Source organism: Pseudomonas sp. 2 (genome assembly GCF_056627435.1).
Genome location: NZ_JBWXNG010000014.1, coordinates 111,565 through 129,831 on the forward strand (window position 1 = coordinate 111,565; position 18,267 = coordinate 129,831).

The 18,267-nt window shown below is 62.9% G+C and carries 15 protein-coding genes; 6 read left to right on the plus strand and 9 right to left on the minus strand.

Annotated elements, in window-relative coordinates; all coding sequences use genetic code 11:
* The first annotated feature begins 262 nt into the window (after positions 1 to 262).
* The 3 genes from AC1MEK_RS21810 to AC1MEK_RS21820 all read left to right on the plus strand — a co-directional run bounded on the left by AC1MEK_RS21810 (position 263) and on the right by AC1MEK_RS21820 (position 4,040).
* A complete protein-coding gene (locus tag AC1MEK_RS21810) occupies positions 263 to 1,120 on the plus strand; it encodes a glycine betaine ABC transporter substrate-binding protein (protein WP_480398355.1) in 858 nt (285 codons plus the stop codon).
* Positions 1,121 to 2,076: 956 nt separating this feature from the next.
* Complete coding sequence (locus tag AC1MEK_RS21815; RefSeq protein ID WP_400597123.1) at positions 2,077 to 2,388, plus strand: DUF485 domain-containing protein; 312 nt, start codon at positions 2,077 to 2,079, stop codon at positions 2,386 to 2,388.
* Complete coding sequence (locus AC1MEK_RS21820; RefSeq protein ID WP_480398356.1) at positions 2,385 to 4,040, plus strand: cation acetate symporter; 1,656 nt, start codon at positions 2,385 to 2,387, stop codon at positions 4,038 to 4,040. The genes AC1MEK_RS21815 and AC1MEK_RS21820 overlap by 4 nt, the downstream gene beginning before the upstream one ends.
* A gap of 166 nt (positions 4,041 to 4,206) precedes the next feature.
* Here AC1MEK_RS21820 and AC1MEK_RS21825 read toward each other — a convergent pair whose 3' ends face one another.
* Complete coding sequence (locus AC1MEK_RS21825) at positions 4,207 to 4,365, minus strand: DUF3309 family protein (RefSeq protein WP_020290439.1); 159 nt, start codon at positions 4,363 to 4,365, stop codon at positions 4,207 to 4,209.
* 225 nt (positions 4,366 to 4,590) lie between these two features.
* Between AC1MEK_RS21825 and AC1MEK_RS21830 the strand changes: the two genes are divergently transcribed.
* The 3 genes from AC1MEK_RS21830 to csrA all read left to right on the plus strand — a co-directional run bounded on the left by AC1MEK_RS21830 (position 4,591) and on the right by csrA (position 6,312).
* Entirely contained in the window at positions 4,591 to 5,400 is an 810-nt protein-coding gene (locus AC1MEK_RS21830) for an SDR family oxidoreductase (RefSeq protein ID WP_480398357.1), read from the plus strand.
* A gap of 187 nt (positions 5,401 to 5,587) precedes the next feature.
* Positions 5,588 to 5,920 carry a YnfA family protein gene (locus AC1MEK_RS21835; protein ID WP_480398358.1) on the plus strand — a complete coding sequence of 111 codons (333 nt, stop codon included), beginning with the start codon at positions 5,588 to 5,590 and terminating at the stop codon, positions 5,918 to 5,920.
* Positions 5,921 to 6,114: 194 nt separating this feature from the next.
* Positions 6,115 to 6,312 (plus strand): carbon storage regulator CsrA, encoded by a 198-nt coding sequence (gene csrA / locus AC1MEK_RS21840; protein ID WP_480398359.1) that lies wholly within the window; start codon positions 6,115 to 6,117, stop codon positions 6,310 to 6,312.
* Between the two features lie 48 nt (positions 6,313 to 6,360).
* Here the strand turns inward: csrA and AC1MEK_RS21845 are convergent, their stop codons facing one another.
* The 8 genes from AC1MEK_RS21845 to mnmC all read right to left on the minus strand — a co-directional run bounded on the left by AC1MEK_RS21845 (position 6,361) and on the right by mnmC (position 18,178).
* Entirely contained in the window at positions 6,361 to 6,591 is a 231-nt protein-coding gene (locus tag AC1MEK_RS21845; protein WP_480398360.1) for a YheU family protein, read from the minus strand.
* Between the two features lie 31 nt (positions 6,592 to 6,622).
* Complete coding sequence (locus AC1MEK_RS21850) at positions 6,623 to 7,807, minus strand: osmoprotectant NAGGN system M42 family peptidase (protein ID WP_480398361.1); 1,185 nt, start codon at positions 7,805 to 7,807, stop codon at positions 6,623 to 6,625.
* A gap of 145 nt (positions 7,808 to 7,952) precedes the next feature.
* Positions 7,953 to 9,701 carry an N-acetylglutaminylglutamine synthetase gene (gene ngg / locus AC1MEK_RS21855; protein ID WP_480398362.1) on the minus strand — a complete coding sequence of 583 codons (1,749 nt, stop codon included), beginning with the start codon at positions 9,699 to 9,701 and terminating at the stop codon, positions 7,953 to 7,955.
* Positions 9,702 to 9,704: 3 nt separating this feature from the next.
* Positions 9,705 to 11,477, minus strand: coding sequence for an N-acetylglutaminylglutamine amidotransferase (locus AC1MEK_RS21860; protein WP_480398363.1), 1,773 nt, complete (start codon positions 11,475 to 11,477; stop codon positions 9,705 to 9,707).
* Positions 11,478 to 11,786: 309 nt separating this feature from the next.
* Positions 11,787 to 12,875, minus strand: coding sequence for a lipocalin-like domain-containing protein (locus AC1MEK_RS21865; protein WP_480398364.1), 1,089 nt, complete (start codon positions 12,873 to 12,875; stop codon positions 11,787 to 11,789).
* Positions 12,865 to 15,345, minus strand: coding sequence for an ABC transporter permease (locus AC1MEK_RS21870; protein ID WP_480398365.1), 2,481 nt, complete (start codon positions 15,343 to 15,345; stop codon positions 12,865 to 12,867). Before AC1MEK_RS21870 ends, AC1MEK_RS21865 begins: the two co-directional genes overlap by 11 nt.
* Positions 15,345 to 16,013 carry an ABC transporter ATP-binding protein gene (locus tag AC1MEK_RS21875; protein WP_480398366.1) on the minus strand — a complete coding sequence of 223 codons (669 nt, stop codon included), beginning with the start codon at positions 16,011 to 16,013 and terminating at the stop codon, positions 15,345 to 15,347. The genes AC1MEK_RS21870 and AC1MEK_RS21875 overlap by 1 nt, the downstream gene beginning before the upstream one ends.
* A gap of 188 nt (positions 16,014 to 16,201) precedes the next feature.
* Positions 16,202 to 18,178 carry a bifunctional tRNA (5-methylaminomethyl-2-thiouridine)(34)-methyltransferase MnmC2/FAD-dependent 5-carboxymethylaminomethyl-2-thiouridine(34) oxidoreductase MnmC1 gene (gene mnmC, locus AC1MEK_RS21880; protein WP_480398367.1) on the minus strand — a complete coding sequence of 659 codons (1,977 nt, stop codon included), beginning with the start codon at positions 18,176 to 18,178 and terminating at the stop codon, positions 16,202 to 16,204.
* Between the last annotated feature and the right edge of the window lie 89 nt (positions 18,179 to 18,267).

The window sequence follows — 18,267 nt, forward strand, 5'->3', positions numbered from 1 at the left end:
GACTGCACCCGCTTTTACGACCTGTCTGTCGCTGATGGCCCAGTGATGTCGTTTCCCGTTGCCTGAGTGTCGCTAAGAGGAAAGGCACAAGGCGGGTGGGGGTTGATGATCGGTGCGTCAACGCAGCGAGTGCGACTGCGCAGGCAAGTGGTTGAAGCGTGAAAGCCGGGCGATGCGCCGAATTCGGGCAGGCGTCGCGGGCTTAAAAACAACGTTAACGTGACCTGACCACTGTCGGGTTCAGACTACCGGGGAAGTAACGATGAAGATTCGAAATATCCTGGGTGCAAGTGCCGCTCTGGCCCTCGCTATCAGCTCTACGCTGGCATTCGCCGCCGACAAGCCCGAGCTGAGCATCGGCTATGTGGATGGCTGGTCCGACAGCGTGGCGACCACCAACGTGGCCGCCGAAGTGATTCAACAGAAACTCGGTTACCCGGTGAAGCTGCAGGCCGTGGCTGCCGGGATCATGTGGCAGGGCGTGGCCACCGGCAAACTCGACATGATGCTCTCGGCCTGGCTGCCGGTGACCCATGGCGAGTACTGGGCCAAGAACAAGGACAAGGTCACCGACTACGGTCCGAACTTCAAGGACGCGAAGATCGGTCTGATCGTGCCTGAGTATGTGAAGGCCAACTCGGTGGCGGATCTGAAGACCGATGAGTCGTTCAAGAAGAAGATCGTCGGGATCGATGCCGGTTCCGGTGTGATGATCAAGACCGACCAGGCGATCAAGGATTACGACCTGACCGGTTACAAGCTGCAGGCCAGTTCCGGTGCGGGCATGATCGCGGAGCTGACCCGCGCGGAGAACAAGAAGGAGTCCATCGCGGTGACCGGCTGGGTGCCGCACTGGATGTTCGCCAAGTGGAAGCTGAAGTTCCTGGAAGATCCGAAGGGTGTTTATGGTGCGGCTGAGACGGTGGATAACATCGGCAGCCTGGACCTGGCCAAGAAGGCGCCGGATGTTGCGGATTTCCTGAAGAAGTTCCAGTGGTCGAGCAAGGATGAGATCGGTGAGGTGATGCTGGCGATCCAGGACGGCGCCAAGCCTGAGCAGGCGGCCAAGGATTGGGTGGCCAAGCATCCTGAGCGTGTGAAGGAGTGGACGGGTAAATAAGCTGCGCTGACCTGTTCGTTTTTTTAAGAGCCGCCTTGCGAGAGATCGTTGGGCGGTTTTTTGGTTTTGGTCCTGTAAATCTTCAAGATCAAGATCAAGATCAAGATCAAGATCAAGATCAAAGGCGTTCTGGCTAACGCCAGACCTGTTTCGGCTTCGCCGAGTTACTTGGAAAAGACCCCCAAGTAACCAAGGGGTCCTGCTCCTGGTTTGGCCTCGACTTCGTCGAGGTTCCTTCACTCCGGTCCCGCTCCGTGGGCCCGGCGCGAAAGGGCCATCCATGGCCCACGCGCCTCTCGCGGCATCCATGCCGCTCGACCCACTGCGCGAGACCTGCGTTCAGCCTGCACCCAAGTCGCGTTTTGCGTCGTCTGGGAAATTTGCGCACGAAGATCAAAAGCCAAAAGCAAAATCACGGGTTAAACCCCGACCGTAGCAGCACGGCTTGCCGGCGGGGCGATCTCGAGGGCGACCCGCGGGCAAGCCCGGCTGCTACGAGATTGGTTTTGTGCTTTTGATCTTGATCTTGATCTTGATCTTCTAGCGCGATAGCCCAGACGCCACAAAACGCGACTTGGGTGCAGGCTGAATGGAGGTCTCGCGCAGTGGGCCAAGCGGCAGGATGCCGCGCGGCCCACGGAGCGGGACCGGAATGAAGGAAGTCTGACGAAGTCAGACCCCAACCAGGAGCAAGACCCCTTGGTTACTTGGGGGTCTTTTCCAAGTAACTCGACGAAGTCGAAACAGATCTGACGTTAGGAAGAGCGCTCTTGATCGTGACGCCACTCCCGCCAAACATGCCTCCACTTTTACCACCACCTCCACGCCCCCCAACAATCCCGCCCCCCTACCTGTAACAACTAATGTCGTTCTAATACTAAGGTCGTCTGGAGTCCCCCCCAGAGCGGGCTAAAGTTGATGACGTGACATCCATCTGTGCTGCGAGGACAAAAACAATGAACGACAGCATTTACCTCTCGATTCAGAACAGCCCCCGCTTCAAGGAGCTGGTCTCGAAAAGGGAACGATTCGCCTGGATTCTCTCGGCGATCATGCTTGGGCTCTATGCCGCATTCATCCTTTTGATTGCGTACGGGCCTCAGATTCTGGGCGCCAAACTCAGCGCCACATCATCCATCACCTGGGGAATGCCGATCGGCGTCGGGCTGATTCTTTCCGCGTTCGTGTTGACCGCCATCTATGTGCGCCGCGCCAACGGCGAATTCGATGAGCTGAACAACGCGATCCTGAAGGAGGCACAACAATGAGCCGCCTGTTCGCAATCCTGGGCCTGGCTGCCTTTGCACCGACACTCATGGCGGCGGATGCCCTGACCGGTGCAGTGCAGAAGCAACCCCTGAACATCGCCGCGATCGTCATGTTCGTGGCCTTTGTGGCGTTCACCCTGTGCATCACCTACTGGGCAGCGAAAAAGAACAAGACCGCGGCCGACTACTACTCGGCGGGTGGCAAGATCACCGGTTTCCAGAACGGTCTGGCAATTGCCGGTGACTACATGTCGGCGGCGTCCTTCCTGGGGATTTCCGCGCTGGTATACGCCTCTGGCTACGACGGCCTGATCTACTCGATCGGCTTCCTCGTCGGCTGGCCGATCATTCTGTTCCTGATCGCCGAACGCCTGCGCAACCTGGGTAAATACACCTTCGCTGACGTGGCGTCCTATCGCCTCAAGCAGAAGGAAATCCGTACCCTGTCCGCCTGCGGTTCGCTGGTGGTGGTGGCCTTCTACCTGATCGCGCAGATGGTCGGCGCGGGCAAGTTGATCCAGCTGCTGTTCGGCCTGGACTACAGCGTGGCGGTGGTGCTGGTAGGCATCCTGATGTGCCTGTACGTGCTGTTCGGCGGCATGCTGGCGACCACCTGGGTGCAGATCATCAAGGCGGTGCTGCTGCTGTCCGGTGCGTCGTTCATGGCGCTGATGGTGATGAAGCACGTCAACTTCGACTTCAACGTGCTGTTCTCCGAAGCCACCAAGGTTCACCCCAAAGGTGAAGCGATCATGAGCCCGGGCGGCCTGGTGAAAGACCCGATCTCCGCGTTCTCGCTGGGCCTGGCGCTGATGTTCGGTACCGCTGGCCTGCCACATATCCTGATGCGCTTCTTCACCGTGAGCGACGCCAAGGAAGCCCGCAAGTCGGTGCTCTACGCCACCGGTTTCATCGGCTACTTCTACATCCTGACCTTCATCATCGGTTTCGGCGCGATCCTGCTGGTCAGCACCAACCCGGCGTTCAAGGATGCAGCAGGCGCGCTGATCGGCGGCAACAACATGGCGGCGGTGCACCTGGCCGATGCCGTGGGCGGTTCGCTGTTCCTGGGCTTCATCTCGGCGGTGGCGTTCGCAACCATCCTGGCGGTGGTGGCAGGCCTGACTCTGGCCGGTGCCTCGGCGGTGTCTCATGACCTGTATGCCAGCGTGATCAAGGCCGGCAAGGCCAACGAGAAGGACGAGATCCGCGTTTCGAAGATCACCACCATCGCGCTGGCCATCGTCGCCATCGTGCTGGGCATTGCCTTCGAAAGCCAGAACATCGCGTTCATGGTGGGCCTGGCGTTCTCCATCGCGGCCAGCTGCAACTTCCCGGTGCTGCTGCTCTCGATGTACTGGAAGAACCTGACCACCCGTGGCGCCATGATCGGCGGCTGGATGGGCCTGCTCAGCGCGGTGATCCTGATGATCCTCGGCCCGACCATCTGGGTGCAGATCCTGCATCACGAGAAGGCGATCTTCCCGTACGAGTACCCGGCGTTCTTCTCGATCATCATCGCGTTCATCGGCATCTGGTTCTTCTCGGTGACCGACAAATCGAAAGCGGCCGAAGGCGAGCGTGAACTGTTCTATCCACAGTTCGTCCGTTCCCAAACCGGCCTGGGTGCAAGCGGTGCGGTGTCGCACTGATTCCTGAACTTCACCCGTAAAACAAAACGCCCCGACCAGTTCGGGGCGTTTTGCATTCTGGCTGCGCCACAGCATCCGTAGCAGCACGGCTTGCCGGCGGGGACGGCCTTGAGATCGCTCCCGCCGGCAAGCCGTGCTGCTACGGGGTGGTCATCCGTTCAATGGTTCATATCCTGCCCAGCAACACCAATATCAACAGGATCACCAGAATCGTACCGATGATGCCGGAAGGTCCGTACCCCCAGCTTCTGGAGTGTGGAAACACGGGAAGCCCCCCGACCAGCAGGAGGATCAGAATGATGATCAGGATCGTGCCTATACCCATGATGAGTTCCTTTTCGTTCTTGTGAAGGGGTGTTTCATTCGGGTCGTTGCCCGGCGGGCAAAAAGGCGAACCGCTTGCAAATTCCGACCTGTGGCACGAGCAAAAGGTTCGACCGATCTGACGCAGCGGTTTGCCCGGCATATTCAGCGAGCTAATGAAGGCATTGTCCGACAATGCGCCTGTTTACACTGAGGTCACTTCCTCGGAAACGACAAGGCATTGGCTATGCAGAATCGCATCATGATCACGGGCGCAGGATCGGGCCTGGGCCGCGAAATCGCCCTGCGCTGGGCGCGCGACGGTTGGCAGCTGGCGCTGTCGGACGTCAACGATGTTGGCCTTGCAGAAACCCTGAAACTGGCACGCGAGGCCGGTGGTGACGGTTTCAGCCAGCGTTGCGATGTGCGCGACTACAGCCAGCTGACCGCTTTCGCACAAGCCTGCGAGCAAAAGCTGGGTGGCATCGACGTGATCGTCAACAACGCCGGTGTGGCGTCCGGCGGCTTCTTCGACGAGCTGTCGCTGGAGGACTGGGACTGGCAGATCGCGATCAACCTCATGGGCGTGGTCAAGGGCTGCAAGGCGTTCCTGCCGTTGCTGGAAAAGAGCAAGGGCACCATTATCAATATTGCCTCCATGGCCGCGCTGATGCAGGGCCCGGCGATGAGCAACTACAACGTGGCCAAGGCCGGAGTGGTGGCGCTGTCCGAGAGTCTGCTGGTCGAACTGCGCCAGCAGGAGATCGGCGTGCACGTGGTGTGTCCGTCGTTCTTCCAGACCAACCTGCTGGACTCCTTCCGCGGCCCGACGCCAGCGATGAAGGCCCAGGTCGGCAAGCTGCTGGAAAGCTCGCCGATCAGCGCCGCCGACATCGCCGAATACATTCACGCACAGGTGCAGCAGGGCGAGTTCATGATCCTGCCCCACGAGCAGGGGCGCATGGCCTGGCAGGTCAAGCAGCAGAACCCGCAGGCGATCTACGACGAGATGACGCACATGGCCGACCGGATGCGGGCCAAGGCCAAATCGGCGTGAGCTGGGGCCTTCAGCCTGAGATTGAGTGGGGTGTGGGAGTGAGCTTGCTCACGAAGGCTTCAGTACAGTCACCTCGCATTCAATGCCAGCACGGGCCGCTTCGTGAGTAAGCTCACTCCCACATAATGTTGAGCAAATTCTGATAGGGTTGCGCGCACATTTCGCGCAACCCTGAAGAGAGTTTCCCGTGCTCAACTACCTCTGGTTCTTCCTCGCCGCCCTGTTCGAAATCGCCGGTTGCTATGGTTTCTGGATGTGGCTGCGCCAGGGCAAGAGTGTGTTGTGGGTGATTCCGGCGCTGATCAGCCTGATGCTGTTCGCGCTGTTGCTGACGCGCATCGAAGCCGCCTACGCAGGGCGCGCCTACGCCGCCTACGGCGGTATCTACATCATCGCCTCGATTGCCTGGCTGGGCGTGATCGAGCGCGTGCGGCCTTTGACTTCGGACTGGATCGGCGTGGCGTTCTGTGTGATCGGCGCGACGATCATTCTGCTGGGGCCGCGCTGGTCGGTGTCCTGATTGCCGGTAAAACATCGATCCTCGATGCGGATTTTTCAGCGCCGGTGTGACGCTTATGCCCGCTTTGTAGGACGTGTCTGTCAGCCACCGCCCTTGGTCGTTGAAGGGCATGACTGATTTGATCACGGTGCATTGAAGCGCCACTGCTGGCAGGTCAACCTGCTCCCTCGGTTCCATCCAAGGGAGTAGGAAAAATGCTGGTACTGACGCGGGAAATAGGAGAGACGTTCTCCATCGGCAATGACATCACGGTGCAGATCCTGGGCATCACCGGCAATCAGGTTCGCCTGGGGATCGATGCGCCGCAACACGTGAAGATCCACCGCGCCGAGGTGTACAAGCGCATCGCCGCGAAACTCGCGCAAATGGAAGCGCAATCGACGGGCGCCTAGACCCGAAAACCGCTCTGCAACGGAGCGCCCATGCCTTGCGGCACTCTTTCAGTCTTCGAAATATTCCTTCGGCACCTCGTGCTTGAGCATCAGCTGGCACTGCTGGCTGTCCAGATCGAAAAAAATCACCGCCTGACCTTTGTTCAACGCATGCCGGACCCGCAGCACGCGGGTCTCCAGGGGCGTGTCATCACCATTGTCGGTGCCGTCGCGGGTCACGAAATCCTCGATCAGACGCGTCAGGGTGTCGGCTTCGAGTTGGTCGTGGGGGATCAGCATGGCGGGTCTCGGTGATGGCAAAGCGCTGATTCTACCGAGAGCCTACCAGCGTATCCACCGCCGGCACGCGGGTGTCGGACTCCATCTGCGCGTCATGCTCCAGCTGGTGGCTGAAGCTTTCGAGCGACGCATTGGCCGGTTTGGCGTCGCTGGCGAACACCGGCGGGCTCAAGATGTAGGCGGCCAGCAGGCGGCTCAGCGTATTGAGGCTGTCGATGTGGGTGCGCTCGTAACCGTGGGTCGCGTCGCAGCCGAACGCCAGCAGCGCGGTGCGGGTGTCGTAGCCTGCGGTGATCGCCGAGTGGGCGTCGCTGTAGTAATAGCGAAACAGGTCGCGTCGCACCGACAGCTCCTTCTCCTGGCCCAGGCGCAGCAAATGGCGGGACAGGTGATAGTCATAGGGCCCGCCGGAATCCTGCATCGCCACGCTCACCGCGTGCTCGCTGGAATGCTGGCCCGGTGCGACCGGGGCGATGTCGATGCCGACGAATTCGCTGACGTCCCACGGCAGGCTGCCCGCTGCGCCGCTGCCGGTTTCTTCGGTGATGGTGAACAGCGGGTGGCAATCGATCAGCGGCTCGGCGCCACTGTCCACTACGGCCTTGAGTGCGGCGAGCAGGGCGGCGACGCCGGCCTTGTCGTCCAGATGACGGGCGCTGATGTGGCCGCTTTCGGTGAACTCGGGCAGCGGATCGAAGGCGACGAAATCGCCGATATTGACCCCCAGCGATTCGCAGTCGGCGCGGGTGGCGCTGTAGGCGTCCAGGCGCAGCTCGACGTGATCCCAGCTGATCGGCATCGAGTCCACCTCGGTGTTGAACGCGTGCCCCGAGGCCATCAGCGGCAGCACGCTGCCACGGATGATGCCGTTGTCGGTGAACACGCTGACGCGGCTGCCCTCGGCGAAGCGGCTGGACCAGCAGCCCACCGCCGCCAGGCCCAGGCGGCCGTTGTCTTTGACCTCGCGCACGATGGCGCCAATGGTGTCCAGGTGCGCGGACACGGCGCGGTCGGGGCTGCTCTGCTTGCCCTTCAAGGTGGCGCGAATGGTGCCGCGACGGGTCAGCTCAAAAGGAATGCCCAGCTCCTCCAGCCGCTCGGCGACGTAGCGCACGATGGTGTCAGTGAAGCCGGTGGGGCTGGGAATGGCGAGCATTTCCAGCAGGACTTTCTGCAGGTAATTCAGATCCGGTTCGAGGATTTTTTTTGCAGTCATGTAAGGCTCCTCTGTTTTGTGCAACAACACATCTTCCCCGTAGCAGCACGGCTTGCCGGCGGGGCGGTAGATCAGTCACTGATGTATCGCCTGACACGCCGCTCCCGCCGGCAAGCCGTGCTGCTACGGGGTGGTGTGCGTGCTATCAGCCATGCACAGGCAAGCTATGGGGAAACAACAGATCAACGAAGCGCTCCGCCGTCGGCTGCGGCTCATGATTGGCCAGGCCGCAGCGTTCGTTGGCTTCGATGAACACGTACTCGGGCTGGTCGGCGGCGGGCACCATCAAGTCCAGGCCCACCACCGGAATGTCCAGGGCGCGGGCGGCGCGGATGGCGGCGTCCTTGAGCACCGGGTGGAGTATCGCCGTGACGTCCTCCAGGCAACCGCCAGTGTGCAGGTTGGCGGTGCGGCGCACGGCCAGTTGCCGGTCGCGGGGCAGGACGCTGTCGAAGGTGAACCCGGCGTCCTCGACAGTGCGTCGGGTTTCTTCATCCAGCGGGATCCTGCTCTCGCCACCGGTGGCCGCAGCACGACGCCGGCTCTGCGCCTCGATCAACTGGCCAACGGTGTGCCGGCCATCGCCGACGATCTGCGCAGGGCGGCGGATCGCGGCGGCCACCACGTCGAAACCGATGACCACGATGCGCAGGTCCAGCCCTTCGTGAAAGCTTTCCAGCAGCACCCGGGAATCGAACTGACGGGCGCGCTCGACGGCGGCCTGCACGTCTTCGATGGTGCGCAGATCCACGGCCACGCCCTGGCCCTGTTCGCCATCCACGGGTTTGACCACGATGCGTTCATACTCGTCGAGAAAGCCCAGATTGTCGTCGGCGTTGCCCGCCAGTTGCTGCACCGGCAGTTGCAATCCTGCGGCCTTCAGCGCCTTGTGGGTCAGGCGCTTGTCCTGGCACAGGGTCATGCTCACGGCGGTGGTCAGGTCGCTCAATGACTCGCGGCAGCGAATGCGTCGGCCGCCATGAATCAGGGTGAACAGGCCCGCTTCTGCATCGTCCACTTGCACATCGATGCCACGGCGATGGGCCTCTTCGACGATGATTCGCGCGTAGGGGTTGAAGTCCGCCTCGGGACCCGGCCCCAGAAACAGCCGCTCATTGATGCCGTTCTTGCGCTTGATGGCGAAAGTCGGCAAGTGACGAAAGCCCAGCTTGCTGTAGAGGTTCTTCGCCTGCTGATTGTCGTGCAGCACCGAGAGGTCGAGATAAGCCAGGCCGCGGCTCTGGAAATGCTCGATCAGGTGCCGCACCAGCACCTCACCGACACCGGGGCGGGTGCATTGCGGATCGACCGCCAGGCACCACAGGCTGCTGCCGTTTTCCGGATCGTTGAAGGCCTTCTGGTGATTGAGGCCCATGACGCTGCCGATCACCGCGTCAGTGGCCTCGTCCTCGGCGATCCAGTACACCGGCCCGCCCAGATGACGCGGCGTCAGCAGGGCCGGGTCGATGGGCAGCATGCCGCGGGCGATGTACAGGTGGTTGATGGCGGTCCAGTCTTCCGGGCTCTGGGCGCGGCGGATGCGAAAGCCGCGAAACACCCGCTGCGACGGACGATAGTCGCTGAACCACAGGCGCAGCGTATCGGACGGGTCGAGAAACAACTGCTGCGGCGCCTGGGCCAGCACCTGTTGCGGCATCGCCACATACAGCGCGATGTCCCGCTCGCCGGCTTTCTCATTGAGCAATTCGTTGGCCAGCGCCGACGGCTCAGGATAGGTGTGGCCGATCAGCAGCCGACCCCAGCCGCAATGCAGGGCCAGCGGTTCGGCGTCAGGGGTGCTGCCGTCTTCGGCGAAGCGCGCCTGCAAGCGCTCATACGACGGCGCTTGCCCGCGCAGCAGGCGCTGGTTGTGGATCGAAGCATTGGCTTTCATCGGTCACAGTCCTTGTTCACTGAGCCACAGGTTCAGGGCCGCGAGTTGCCAGAGCTTGGAGCCGCGCAGCGGGGTGAGTTGCCCGTCAGGGTTGGTCAGTAGGGTGTCGAGCATGGTCGGGTTGAACAGGCCGCGATCCTGGCTGGGGTCCAGCAGCAGGTCGCGCACCCAGTTCAGCGTTTCACCCTCAAGATGCTTGAGGCCCGGCACCGGGAAGTAACCCTTCTTGCGGTCGATGACCTCGGAAGGAATCACCAGGCGCGCAGCTTCCTTGAGCACCTGCTTGCCGCCATCGGGCAGCTTGAAACGGGCCGGCACGCGGGCCGAGAGCTCGACCAGGCGGTAATCCAGGAAAGGTGTGCGTGCCTCCAGGCCCCAGGCCATGGTCATGTTGTCGACGCGTTTGACCGGGTCGTCCACCAGCATCACCGTGCTGTCCAGGCGCAGCGCTTTGTCCACCGCCGCGTCGGCGCCGGGCATGGCGAAATGTTCGCGGACGAAATCGCCAGCGGCATCAACGGCGGTCATCCACTTGGGCATGACGGTCTGCGCGTATTCCTTGTAGCTGCGGTCGAAGAAAGCATCGCGATAGGCCGCGTACGGGTCGCTGGCGCCATCGACCTGCGGGTACCAGTGATAACCGGCAAACAGCTCGTCCGCGCCCTGGCCGCTCTGCACCACCTTGCAGTGCTTGGCGACTTCGCGGGACAGCAAGTAGAAGGCGATGCAGTCGTGGCTGACCATTGGCTCGCTCATGGCGCGGAACGCCGCTGGCAGTTGCTCGATGATCTCGCTTTCCTTGATGCGCAGCTGATGGTGGCGGGTGCCGTAATGCCGGGCGATCAGGTCCGAATACTGGAACTCGTCGCCGCGCTCGCCGCCGGCATCCTGAAAGCCGATGGAGAAGGTGGAAAGATCCTTCACGCCTACTTCGCGCAACAGGCCGACCAGCATGCTGGAGTCGACGCCGCCGGACAGCAGCACGCCGACATCCACTGCCGCACGCTGACGAATCGCCACTGCTTCGCGGGTGCTGTCGAGTACGCGGTCACGCCAGTCTTCCAGGGTCAGGTTGGCTTCATCGGCGCGAGGGCCGTAGGGCAGGGTCCACCAGGTTTTCTGCTCGGTCTTGCCGTTCGCATCCACACGCATCCAGGTGGCCGGCGGAATCTTCTCGACACCGGCCAGCAGGGTGCGCGGCGCAGGGACCACGGCGTGGAAGTTCAGGTAATGGTTCAGCGCCACCGGATCGAGCATCGGGCTGATGTCGCCGCCCTTGAGCAGGGCGGGCAGGGCCGAGGCGAAACGCAGGCGCTTGTCGGTGCGCGACAGGTACAGCGGTTTGACGCCCAGACGGTCGCGGGCGATGAACAGGCTGTTGTTGTCGCGCTCCCAGATGGCGAAGGCGAACATGCCGTTGAGCTTGGGCAGCAGGTCGGCGCCCCAGGCGTGATAACCCTTGAGCAGCACTTCGGTGTCGCCACCAGAATGGAACTGATAGCCCAGGTTTTCAAGCTCGGCGCGCAGTTCGGGGAAGTTGTAGATCGCGCCGTTGAAGGCCAGCGACAGGCCCAGATGGCTGTCAATCATCGGCTGCGCCGAACCGTCGGACAGGTCCATGATTTTCAGGCGACGATGGCCCAGGGCAATCGGCCCCTGGCTATGAAAACCCCAGGCATCCGGGCCGCGAGGGGCCAGATGATGGGTGATGCGTTCTACTGCAGCGAGGTCCGCAGGTTGGTGGTCGAAACGTAACTCTCCAGCTAATCCGCACATAAGTCCTTACCGGTTTTCCGTTGGGGAACGTGGCCGGGGAAGTCCGGCTACCCAAAGACTGACCTGTGGGGTTTGTGAGAGTTTTAGAACGATCGGTTATAAGAGATGTTGCTCCTGCGATCTGGCTTTTGATTCTGCCGAAGGCGTGGGAGCGAGGCTTGCCCGCGATCTGGCGCGAAGCGGCAGTAAATCCATGCACCTTGGCCGTGTCAGGTACACCGCGTGCACAGGGTTTACTGCCGCTGCGCGCCAGATCGCTAGCAAGCTAAGCTCCCACGCCCTCCGGGCAGAAACGCGATCGCATACCGTTCAATACCCCGTCATCTCCAGATACCCGACGCCTGTCTGGCTGCCGCTCACCGTCACCGGCCCTTCCCAATAGGGAATCTGCAGATCCATCCACGCCTGGCTGTTGAGCGCATCGACCGTGATGTCCAGGCCCTTGCCCGGAATTTTCACCGACCATTGCGTCGGCATGTCGCGGCCGTCGACGTCGGTGGTGTCCTGCGGTTCGAGCTGGATGTCGCCGGGGTTGAGCAACTGCGTGCTGCCATCGGCATTGATCCAGGTACCGGTCAGGTACGGCGCGCCTTCCTTCTGGCGCATGCGATAGAGCATCAGCTCGCTGCCGTCTTTGAGGTGCAGGGAGAACCAGTCCCAGCCGGTCTGGTTTTCCGTCAGCGGCTGGCTGCTCCATTCCCGGTCCAGCCAGGCTGGCCCGGACACCTCGTAGCGCTTGCCGTCGATCTCGATACTGCCATTGGCCTCGAAGAACGGCTGGCTGTAGTAATACGACGCCTGGCCTTGCTCGGACTTCTGACTGAAACCCTGCTTGCCCTGCAGCACCAGCGGCTTGCTCGCGGTGAGGTGCAAGTCGTAGGCGAATTTGCCGTCGCGGGCCTGCAGCTGCATCTCGGCCAGCGGATTGTCAGTGGCAGAGCGGCTGCTCAAGGCCCAGTTGTCGATCCACGCCGAGAACGGCACCGAGGTCACGCCGGCCTGGCCGACGCCGCCTCGGGCGTAGCGCTCGGCAGCGTAGTGTTCGTCGGCAGAAGTCACCGCCGCATGGCCCATCCACAGGTTGCGGTTGCTCCAGCCCTGATCGCTGCTTTCAACGCCCTTGGCGCGGGGCAGGGCGTTGCGAAACAGCGTCCATTGCACGCCGAAACGCTGGCCGTCGGCGTCCTTGAGGTTGGCGGTGATGTACCACCACTCGATACGGAAATCGTTGTGCGGGCCGTGATCGTCCGGGAACGACCATTGTTTGTCGGGCGTGACTTGCGCGTAGCTGGACGCATCGTCGGCAAGCCCCGCAAAGCCTTTTTCTTCGTCGGGTTTGTCGTCGCAGGCGCTGAGCAACACTGCGATCAGGAACAGGGCTATCGCCTTAGGTTTCATTGGCGAAGGTCCTCAAGAGATCCGCAGGGCGGGTGCGATACAGCCGATACAGCGGCCAGGCCGAGGCCAGCAGGGTGGCGAGCATGGCCAGCAGCATCAGGCGCAGCAGCTGCATCGGGAAGATCTGCCACGGCAGGCGCCAGCCGAAAGCCTGCACGTTGATCACTGCATCCAGGCACCAGGCCAGGAGCAGGCCCAGGGGAATCGCCAGCACCAATGTGAGCACCGCCAGCAGCCAGGTCTGCGCCAGATTGAGCAGCATCAACTGGCGCCGCGTCACGCCCAGCGCCCACAGCGGCGCCAGTTGCCCCAGACGGCTCTGGCTCTGGGTCAGCAGGCTGATGAACAGCGCCACGCCAGCGACCATCAGGGTCAGGCTGTTGAGCGCGGCGGTGGCGGCGAAGGTGCGTTCGAATACCTGCCGCGACCAGGCCTTGAGCTGGATCTGGTCGACGATGCGGTTGTCGTCGATGGTGAATTTGTTGTGCAGCACCCGCAGCAACTGCGGGATGGCCCGCGGGTCGATCCGCAGGTTGAAGCGGTTGGGCGCCAGTTGCGGCCAGTGTTCGAGCAGGTGGTCCGAATTGACCAGAATGTGGCCCTTGGGATTGCCGTAGTCGGCGTAGATGCCGACCACGCGCAACTGCCACTCGCCATCGGGCGCGGGCAGTTTCACTTCATCGCCGACGCCCACTTTCAGCCGCCTGGCCAGCTGTTCGCTGAGCATCAGGGTGTCGTCCTTGGCCAGTTGGCCCCAAGGGTCGTTGCCCGCCGATTCCAGCAGCGGCCAGTGCTGGCGGTAGTGCGCGTTGTCGATGATGCCGTACAGCTCGGCGGGCCAGCCGTGCAGTTGCAGCGACACCTGCCAGTTGGGCAGCACGGCGGAGGTCAGCGGCTGCTCGCCCAGCCACTTTTGCAGGGGCGCGGCCTGGGCGGCGTTTTGCGGGTTGATGTACAGCTCGGCGCTAAGGCGCTGTTCCAGCCAGTGGTTGAAGGTCTGGCGAAAACCCGAAGTCATGCTGCCTGCGCCGATGTTTGCCGCCATCGCCAGCAGCAGCGCCATCAGCGCCAGGCTCAAGGCGGGCAATTGCTGGCGGCAATCGGCGAGAAACCACTGGCCCAGCACCGAGCGGCTTTTGCCCAGCAACGCATTGAGCAGCCCGTTGAGCAACACCGGCAGGCCCAGCGCGGCGCCGAGCAACAGGCTGCCCATCAGCACGAAACCCACGGCCAGGCTGTTGCCCAGCAGAGCGGCGAGCGCGGCGATCAGCAGCGAAATCCCGGCAATCCAGCCCTGGCGTTTCAGCCAGCGGGCGTGGGTGTCCTGCCAGGCCTGGGCGTTGGCCAGCGCCAGCAGAGGCAGACGCGCCGCGCGCAACAGGCTGTTGGCCCCGGCCAGAAACGCCCCCAGCAGGCTCACCCCCAGCCCGCTCAGCCACCACCAGATGCTCAGGTTCAGATGCCCGGCCACTTCGGCGCCATACAGCCCGCGCAAGCTGGCGGCGACATCCGGCAGCAGCACACTGGCCAGCCAGTAGCCGCTGACGACCCCGGCGATGCCGCCAAGCAACGCCAGCACGCCCAGCTCGATGATCAGGCTGGTGATCAGGCCGCGGGCGCTGACCCCACACGCCCGCAGATTGCGCAGCAGGCCGCGGCGCTGTTCCAGGGCCAGGCCGATCGCCGCGTGGACGATAAACAGCCCGACCACAAACGACAGGAAACCCAGCGCGTCCAGGTTCAGATGAAAGCTTTCGGTGAGCCTGCCCAGGTCGTTGTCTTCGCCGCTCTTGCGCATCACCAGCTCGCCTTTGATGCCATCAGGCAAGGCGGGCGCGGCCTCAGCGAACGCCATGGGCAGGATCAGGCGGGAAATCTGCCCCGGCTGATTGAGCAGTTGTTGGGCAAAGCCGATGTCCATCATCAACAGGCCGGGCGCCATGTCGGCCTGGGCACGTAGGGGTGGCAGCGTTTGCCCGGACTCGCTTTGTGGGCGCTCGCCTTCGTGCAACCCCAGCGCCTGCATGGTCTGCGGGGAAATCCAGGTGTTGCCCGGCGGCGTGAAGAAATCGACGATCTGCGCGGTGTCCAGGGTTTGCCCGGCCAGCGCCGTGTTGACCGGCAGCGACACTGGCTCGATACCGAGCACGGTCAGGCGTTGATCTGGCAGATCCTTGAGGGTGATTCGCCCGCGCAGTGCCGGAGATACTGGCCAGCCTTCGCGGCGCAGGGTCACGAACAGCTCCTGGGAGAAGTTCGCGCCATTGGACGAGACCAGGATTTTCTGCGGCTCGCCGCCGATCAGCTGCGCGGCGCGGGAATAGCTTTCCTGTGCCTGGCTGTTGAGCGCCTGTACGCCGGTCAAAAGGCTGGTCGCCAGCCACAGGCCGGTGAGCACGCTGAAGAATTGCACCGGATGGCGCCGCCAGTGGCTGAGCAGCGCCTTGAGCGTCCAGAAGAAGACCGGCATCAGGCTTCGCCTTCGGCCGCCAGACGCCCCAGATGCAGGACCGTCTGGCGATGCAGGCGCGCGGCAATGCGCGGGCTGTGGGTCACCATCAACAGGCTGGTGGGGGTGTCGGCCAGCAGGTCGAGGAGCAATTGCAGCACTTCATCGCTGGTGTTTTCGTCGAGGTTGCCGGTGGGTTCGTCCGCCAGCAGCAGGCCGGGGCGCGACGCCAGCGCACGACCGATAGCCACCCGCTGTTGCTGGCCGCCGGAGAGTTGTTCGGGGTAACGCTTGAGCAGGTCGGACAGGCCCAGGCGTTCGACCAGTTCTTTTTGCCAGGCCGCGTCGAAGCGCCCGGCGAGCCTGGCTTGAAACGCCAGGTTGTCTTCGACCTTGAGGCTGCCGATCAGATTGAACTGCTGGAACACCAGGCCGATTTCCGTGCGGCGCCAGTTGGCCAGTTGCGGCTCGCTCATCCGGTCCAGGCGCTGGCCAGCGATCTCGATGCGGCCCTGATCGACTTGATCCAGGCCTGCCACAAGGTGCAGCAGCGTGCTCTTGCCGCTGCCGGACTCTCCCATCAATGCCAGACTCTCGCCCTGGCCCAATTGCAAATCCACCCCGCGCAACACCGCCAACGGGCCCTGGGCCGTGGCATAGCTCTTGAACACGCCTTGGACTTGCAGCATCGACATGCACCTGACAGAAGGGTTTGCGGAGCATACCGGGAATCGCATGCTGACCGCGATCTGCTTCTGGCCGTAGTCCGTGGGAGCCGGCTTGCTGGCGAATGCAGGGTGTCAGGCACAAATGTATTGAATGACATACCGCATTCGCCAGCAAGCCGGCTCCCACAGGGGATGTGTGGCGCTTTTGATCACTTGCCCCTGATCAACCCACGCAATACAAACCGGTTCGGGTGGCACGCTTCGGCCACGTCGCGGGGCAGGGGCAGGGGTTCGTTGTCGAGCCAGGCGGCGATCAGCTCGCCCGACAGCGGTGCGGTGATCAATCCTCGCGAGCCGTGGCCGCTGTTGACGTACAGCCCGTCCAGCCAAGGGCATTCAGCCTCCGGGACCTGCCGCGCATCCTTTCGCAGCACGGCGTAGGTGTCGAGGAAGGCGGCTTTGTCTGCCAACGGCCCGACAATGGGCAGGTAATCCGGGCTGGTGCAGCGAAACGCCGCGCGGCCTTGAAGCTGGTCGGCGGGCAGGGTGTCGGCCTGCAGGCGCTGGCTCAGGTCAGGCGAAATCTCTTGCAGCAGTTCGAGGTTGCCCAGGTGCTCGGCGGTGGTCGGTGTCAGGTCTTCGCTCTTGAAGTCGAAACTGGCGCCCAACGTGTGCTCGCCCAAACGGGCTGGCGCCACGTAACCCTCGGCGCACACCACTGTGCTCAGCGATTCGCTGGCCGGGGTCTGTGTCAGACGAGTGATTTGCCCGCGAATGCGCTTGAGCGGCAAGTCCTCGCTGGCGGGGAAACGCTTGATTTCCGCGGCCCCGGCGAGCACCACCACCGGCGCGCTGTCGAGCAGCCGCTCGCCGTCGAACGCCTGCCACTGATCGCCCTCGCGGCGCAGTTCGACCACATCGCTGTGGTTCAGCAGCTGAATATTCGGGTGGCGGGCCTGATAACCACACAGCGCTGGCGGATGCACCCAGCCGCCCTCGGGGTAAAACAGGCCGCCGCTGTTCAGCGCAATGCCGGCTTTTTCCTGAGCCGCATCCTTGTCCAGCACCTGCAGCAACTCACGGGAAAACGCCGCCGCCAGCTGCGCCTGACGCTCGCCTTCTTTCTCGTCGAACGCCAGTTGCAGCACGCCGCAGCCATCCCAGTCCGCGCCTCGTTCGAGCCGTTCGAGCAAGCGCCGGGTGTGGCCGAAGCCACTGAGGATCAGCCGCGAAAGGGCTGTGCCGTGGGCCGAGAGCTTCAGATAAAGCACGCCCTGCGGATTGCCCGACGCCTCCTGCGCCACCTCGGCATGCCGCTCCAGCAGGCTGACTTGCCAGCCCCGCGCCGCCAGGCTCGACGCCGTTGCGCAGCCGGCCAGCCCGGCGCCAATCACCAGTGCCTTGCGCTCGCTGTGCGTTGTGCCGGGGCGTGCGAACCAAGGCTTCACAAGCGTTGGCGCCGGGATATCTTCCGGCCAACCTATAAAACGGCCCTTGAGCACTTCCCACTTGTGGCCGATGCCCGGCACCCGCTTCATCTTGAAACCGGCGGCATTCAGCGCGCGCCTTACCCAGCCGGTGCTGGTGAAGGTGCCGATGGTCGAGCCCGGCGCGGCCAGGCGGGCCAGTTCGGCGAACAGCTCGGGGGTCCACATTTCCGGGTTTTTCGACGGGGCGAAACCGTCGAGAAACCAGGCGTCGATCTGTCCGTCCAGTTGCGGCAGCATCTCCAGCGCGTCGCCAATCAGCAGGGTCAGCACCACGCGGCCGCCGTCGAACACAAAGCGCTGGAAGCCTTCGTGAACCGCCACGTATTGCGCCAGCAGTTGATCGGCGAAGGACTTGAGCTCCGGCCACAGCGCCAGGGCGCGCCGCAGATCCTCGAAGCTCAGCGGGAATTTCTCGACGCTGACGAACTGCAGCCGCGCACCGGGCGCCGCGCAGGCTTCGAACAACTGCCAGGCGCAGAGAAAATTCAGGCCAGTGCCAAAGCCGGTTTCGCCGATCACCAGTCGCCCGTCTGCCGGCAACGCTGCGAAGCGCTCTTGCAGTTCGTTCTGGGTCAGGAAGACGTGGCGGGTTTCGGCAAGGCCGGACTCGTTGGAAAAGTAGACGTCGGCGAACACCCGGGAAATCGGGTTGCCGTTTTCATCCCAATCGAGCTGGGCGTGTTCAATAGTGGTCATGGTCAGTGTTTGGCAGGTGCAAGGCCGGCATTTTAGCGGATTGACCCATCGCTGACATTCGTTGTCACAACCCACATCGCTCGCATTGA

Bases quoted from the DNA above. Each gene is read 5' to 3' on its own strand.
- AC1MEK_RS21810 (WP_480398355.1), top strand. From the start codon at position 263: ATGAAGATTCGAAATATCCTGGGTGCAAGTGCCGCTCTGGCCCTCGCT.
- AC1MEK_RS21815 (WP_400597123.1), top strand. From the start codon at position 2,077: ATGAACGACAGCATTTACCTCTCGATTCAGAACAGCCCCCGCTTCAAG.
- AC1MEK_RS21820 (WP_480398356.1), top strand. From the start codon at position 2,385: ATGAGCCGCCTGTTCGCAATCCTGGGCCTGGCTGCCTTTGCACCGACA.
- AC1MEK_RS21825 (WP_020290439.1), bottom strand. From the start codon at position 4,365: ATGGGTATAGGCACGATCCTGATCATCATTCTGATCCTCCTGCTGGTC.
- AC1MEK_RS21830 (WP_480398357.1), top strand. From the start codon at position 4,591: ATGCAGAATCGCATCATGATCACGGGCGCAGGATCGGGCCTGGGCCGC.
- csrA (WP_480398359.1), top strand. From the start codon at position 6,115: ATGCTGGTACTGACGCGGGAAATAGGAGAGACGTTCTCCATCGGCAAT.
- AC1MEK_RS21845 (WP_480398360.1), bottom strand. From the start codon at position 6,591: ATGCTGATCCCCCACGACCAACTCGAAGCCGACACCCTGACGCGTCTG.
- AC1MEK_RS21850 (WP_480398361.1), bottom strand. From the start codon at position 7,807: ATGACTGCAAAAAAAATCCTCGAACCGGATCTGAATTACCTGCAGAAA.
- ngg (WP_480398362.1), bottom strand. From the start codon at position 9,701: ATGAAAGCCAATGCTTCGATCCACAACCAGCGCCTGCTGCGCGGGCAA.
- AC1MEK_RS21860 (WP_480398363.1), bottom strand. From the start codon at position 11,477: ATGTGCGGATTAGCTGGAGAGTTACGTTTCGACCACCAACCTGCGGAC.
- AC1MEK_RS21865 (WP_480398364.1), bottom strand. From the start codon at position 12,875: ATGAAACCTAAGGCGATAGCCCTGTTCCTGATCGCAGTGTTGCTCAGC.
- AC1MEK_RS21870 (WP_480398365.1), bottom strand. From the start codon at position 15,345: ATGCCGGTCTTCTTCTGGACGCTCAAGGCGCTGCTCAGCCACTGGCGG.
- AC1MEK_RS21875 (WP_480398366.1), bottom strand. From the start codon at position 16,013: ATGCTGCAAGTCCAAGGCGTGTTCAAGAGCTATGCCACGGCCCAGGGC.
- mnmC (WP_480398367.1), bottom strand. From the start codon at position 18,178: ATGACCACTATTGAACACGCCCAGCTCGATTGGGATGAAAACGGCAAC.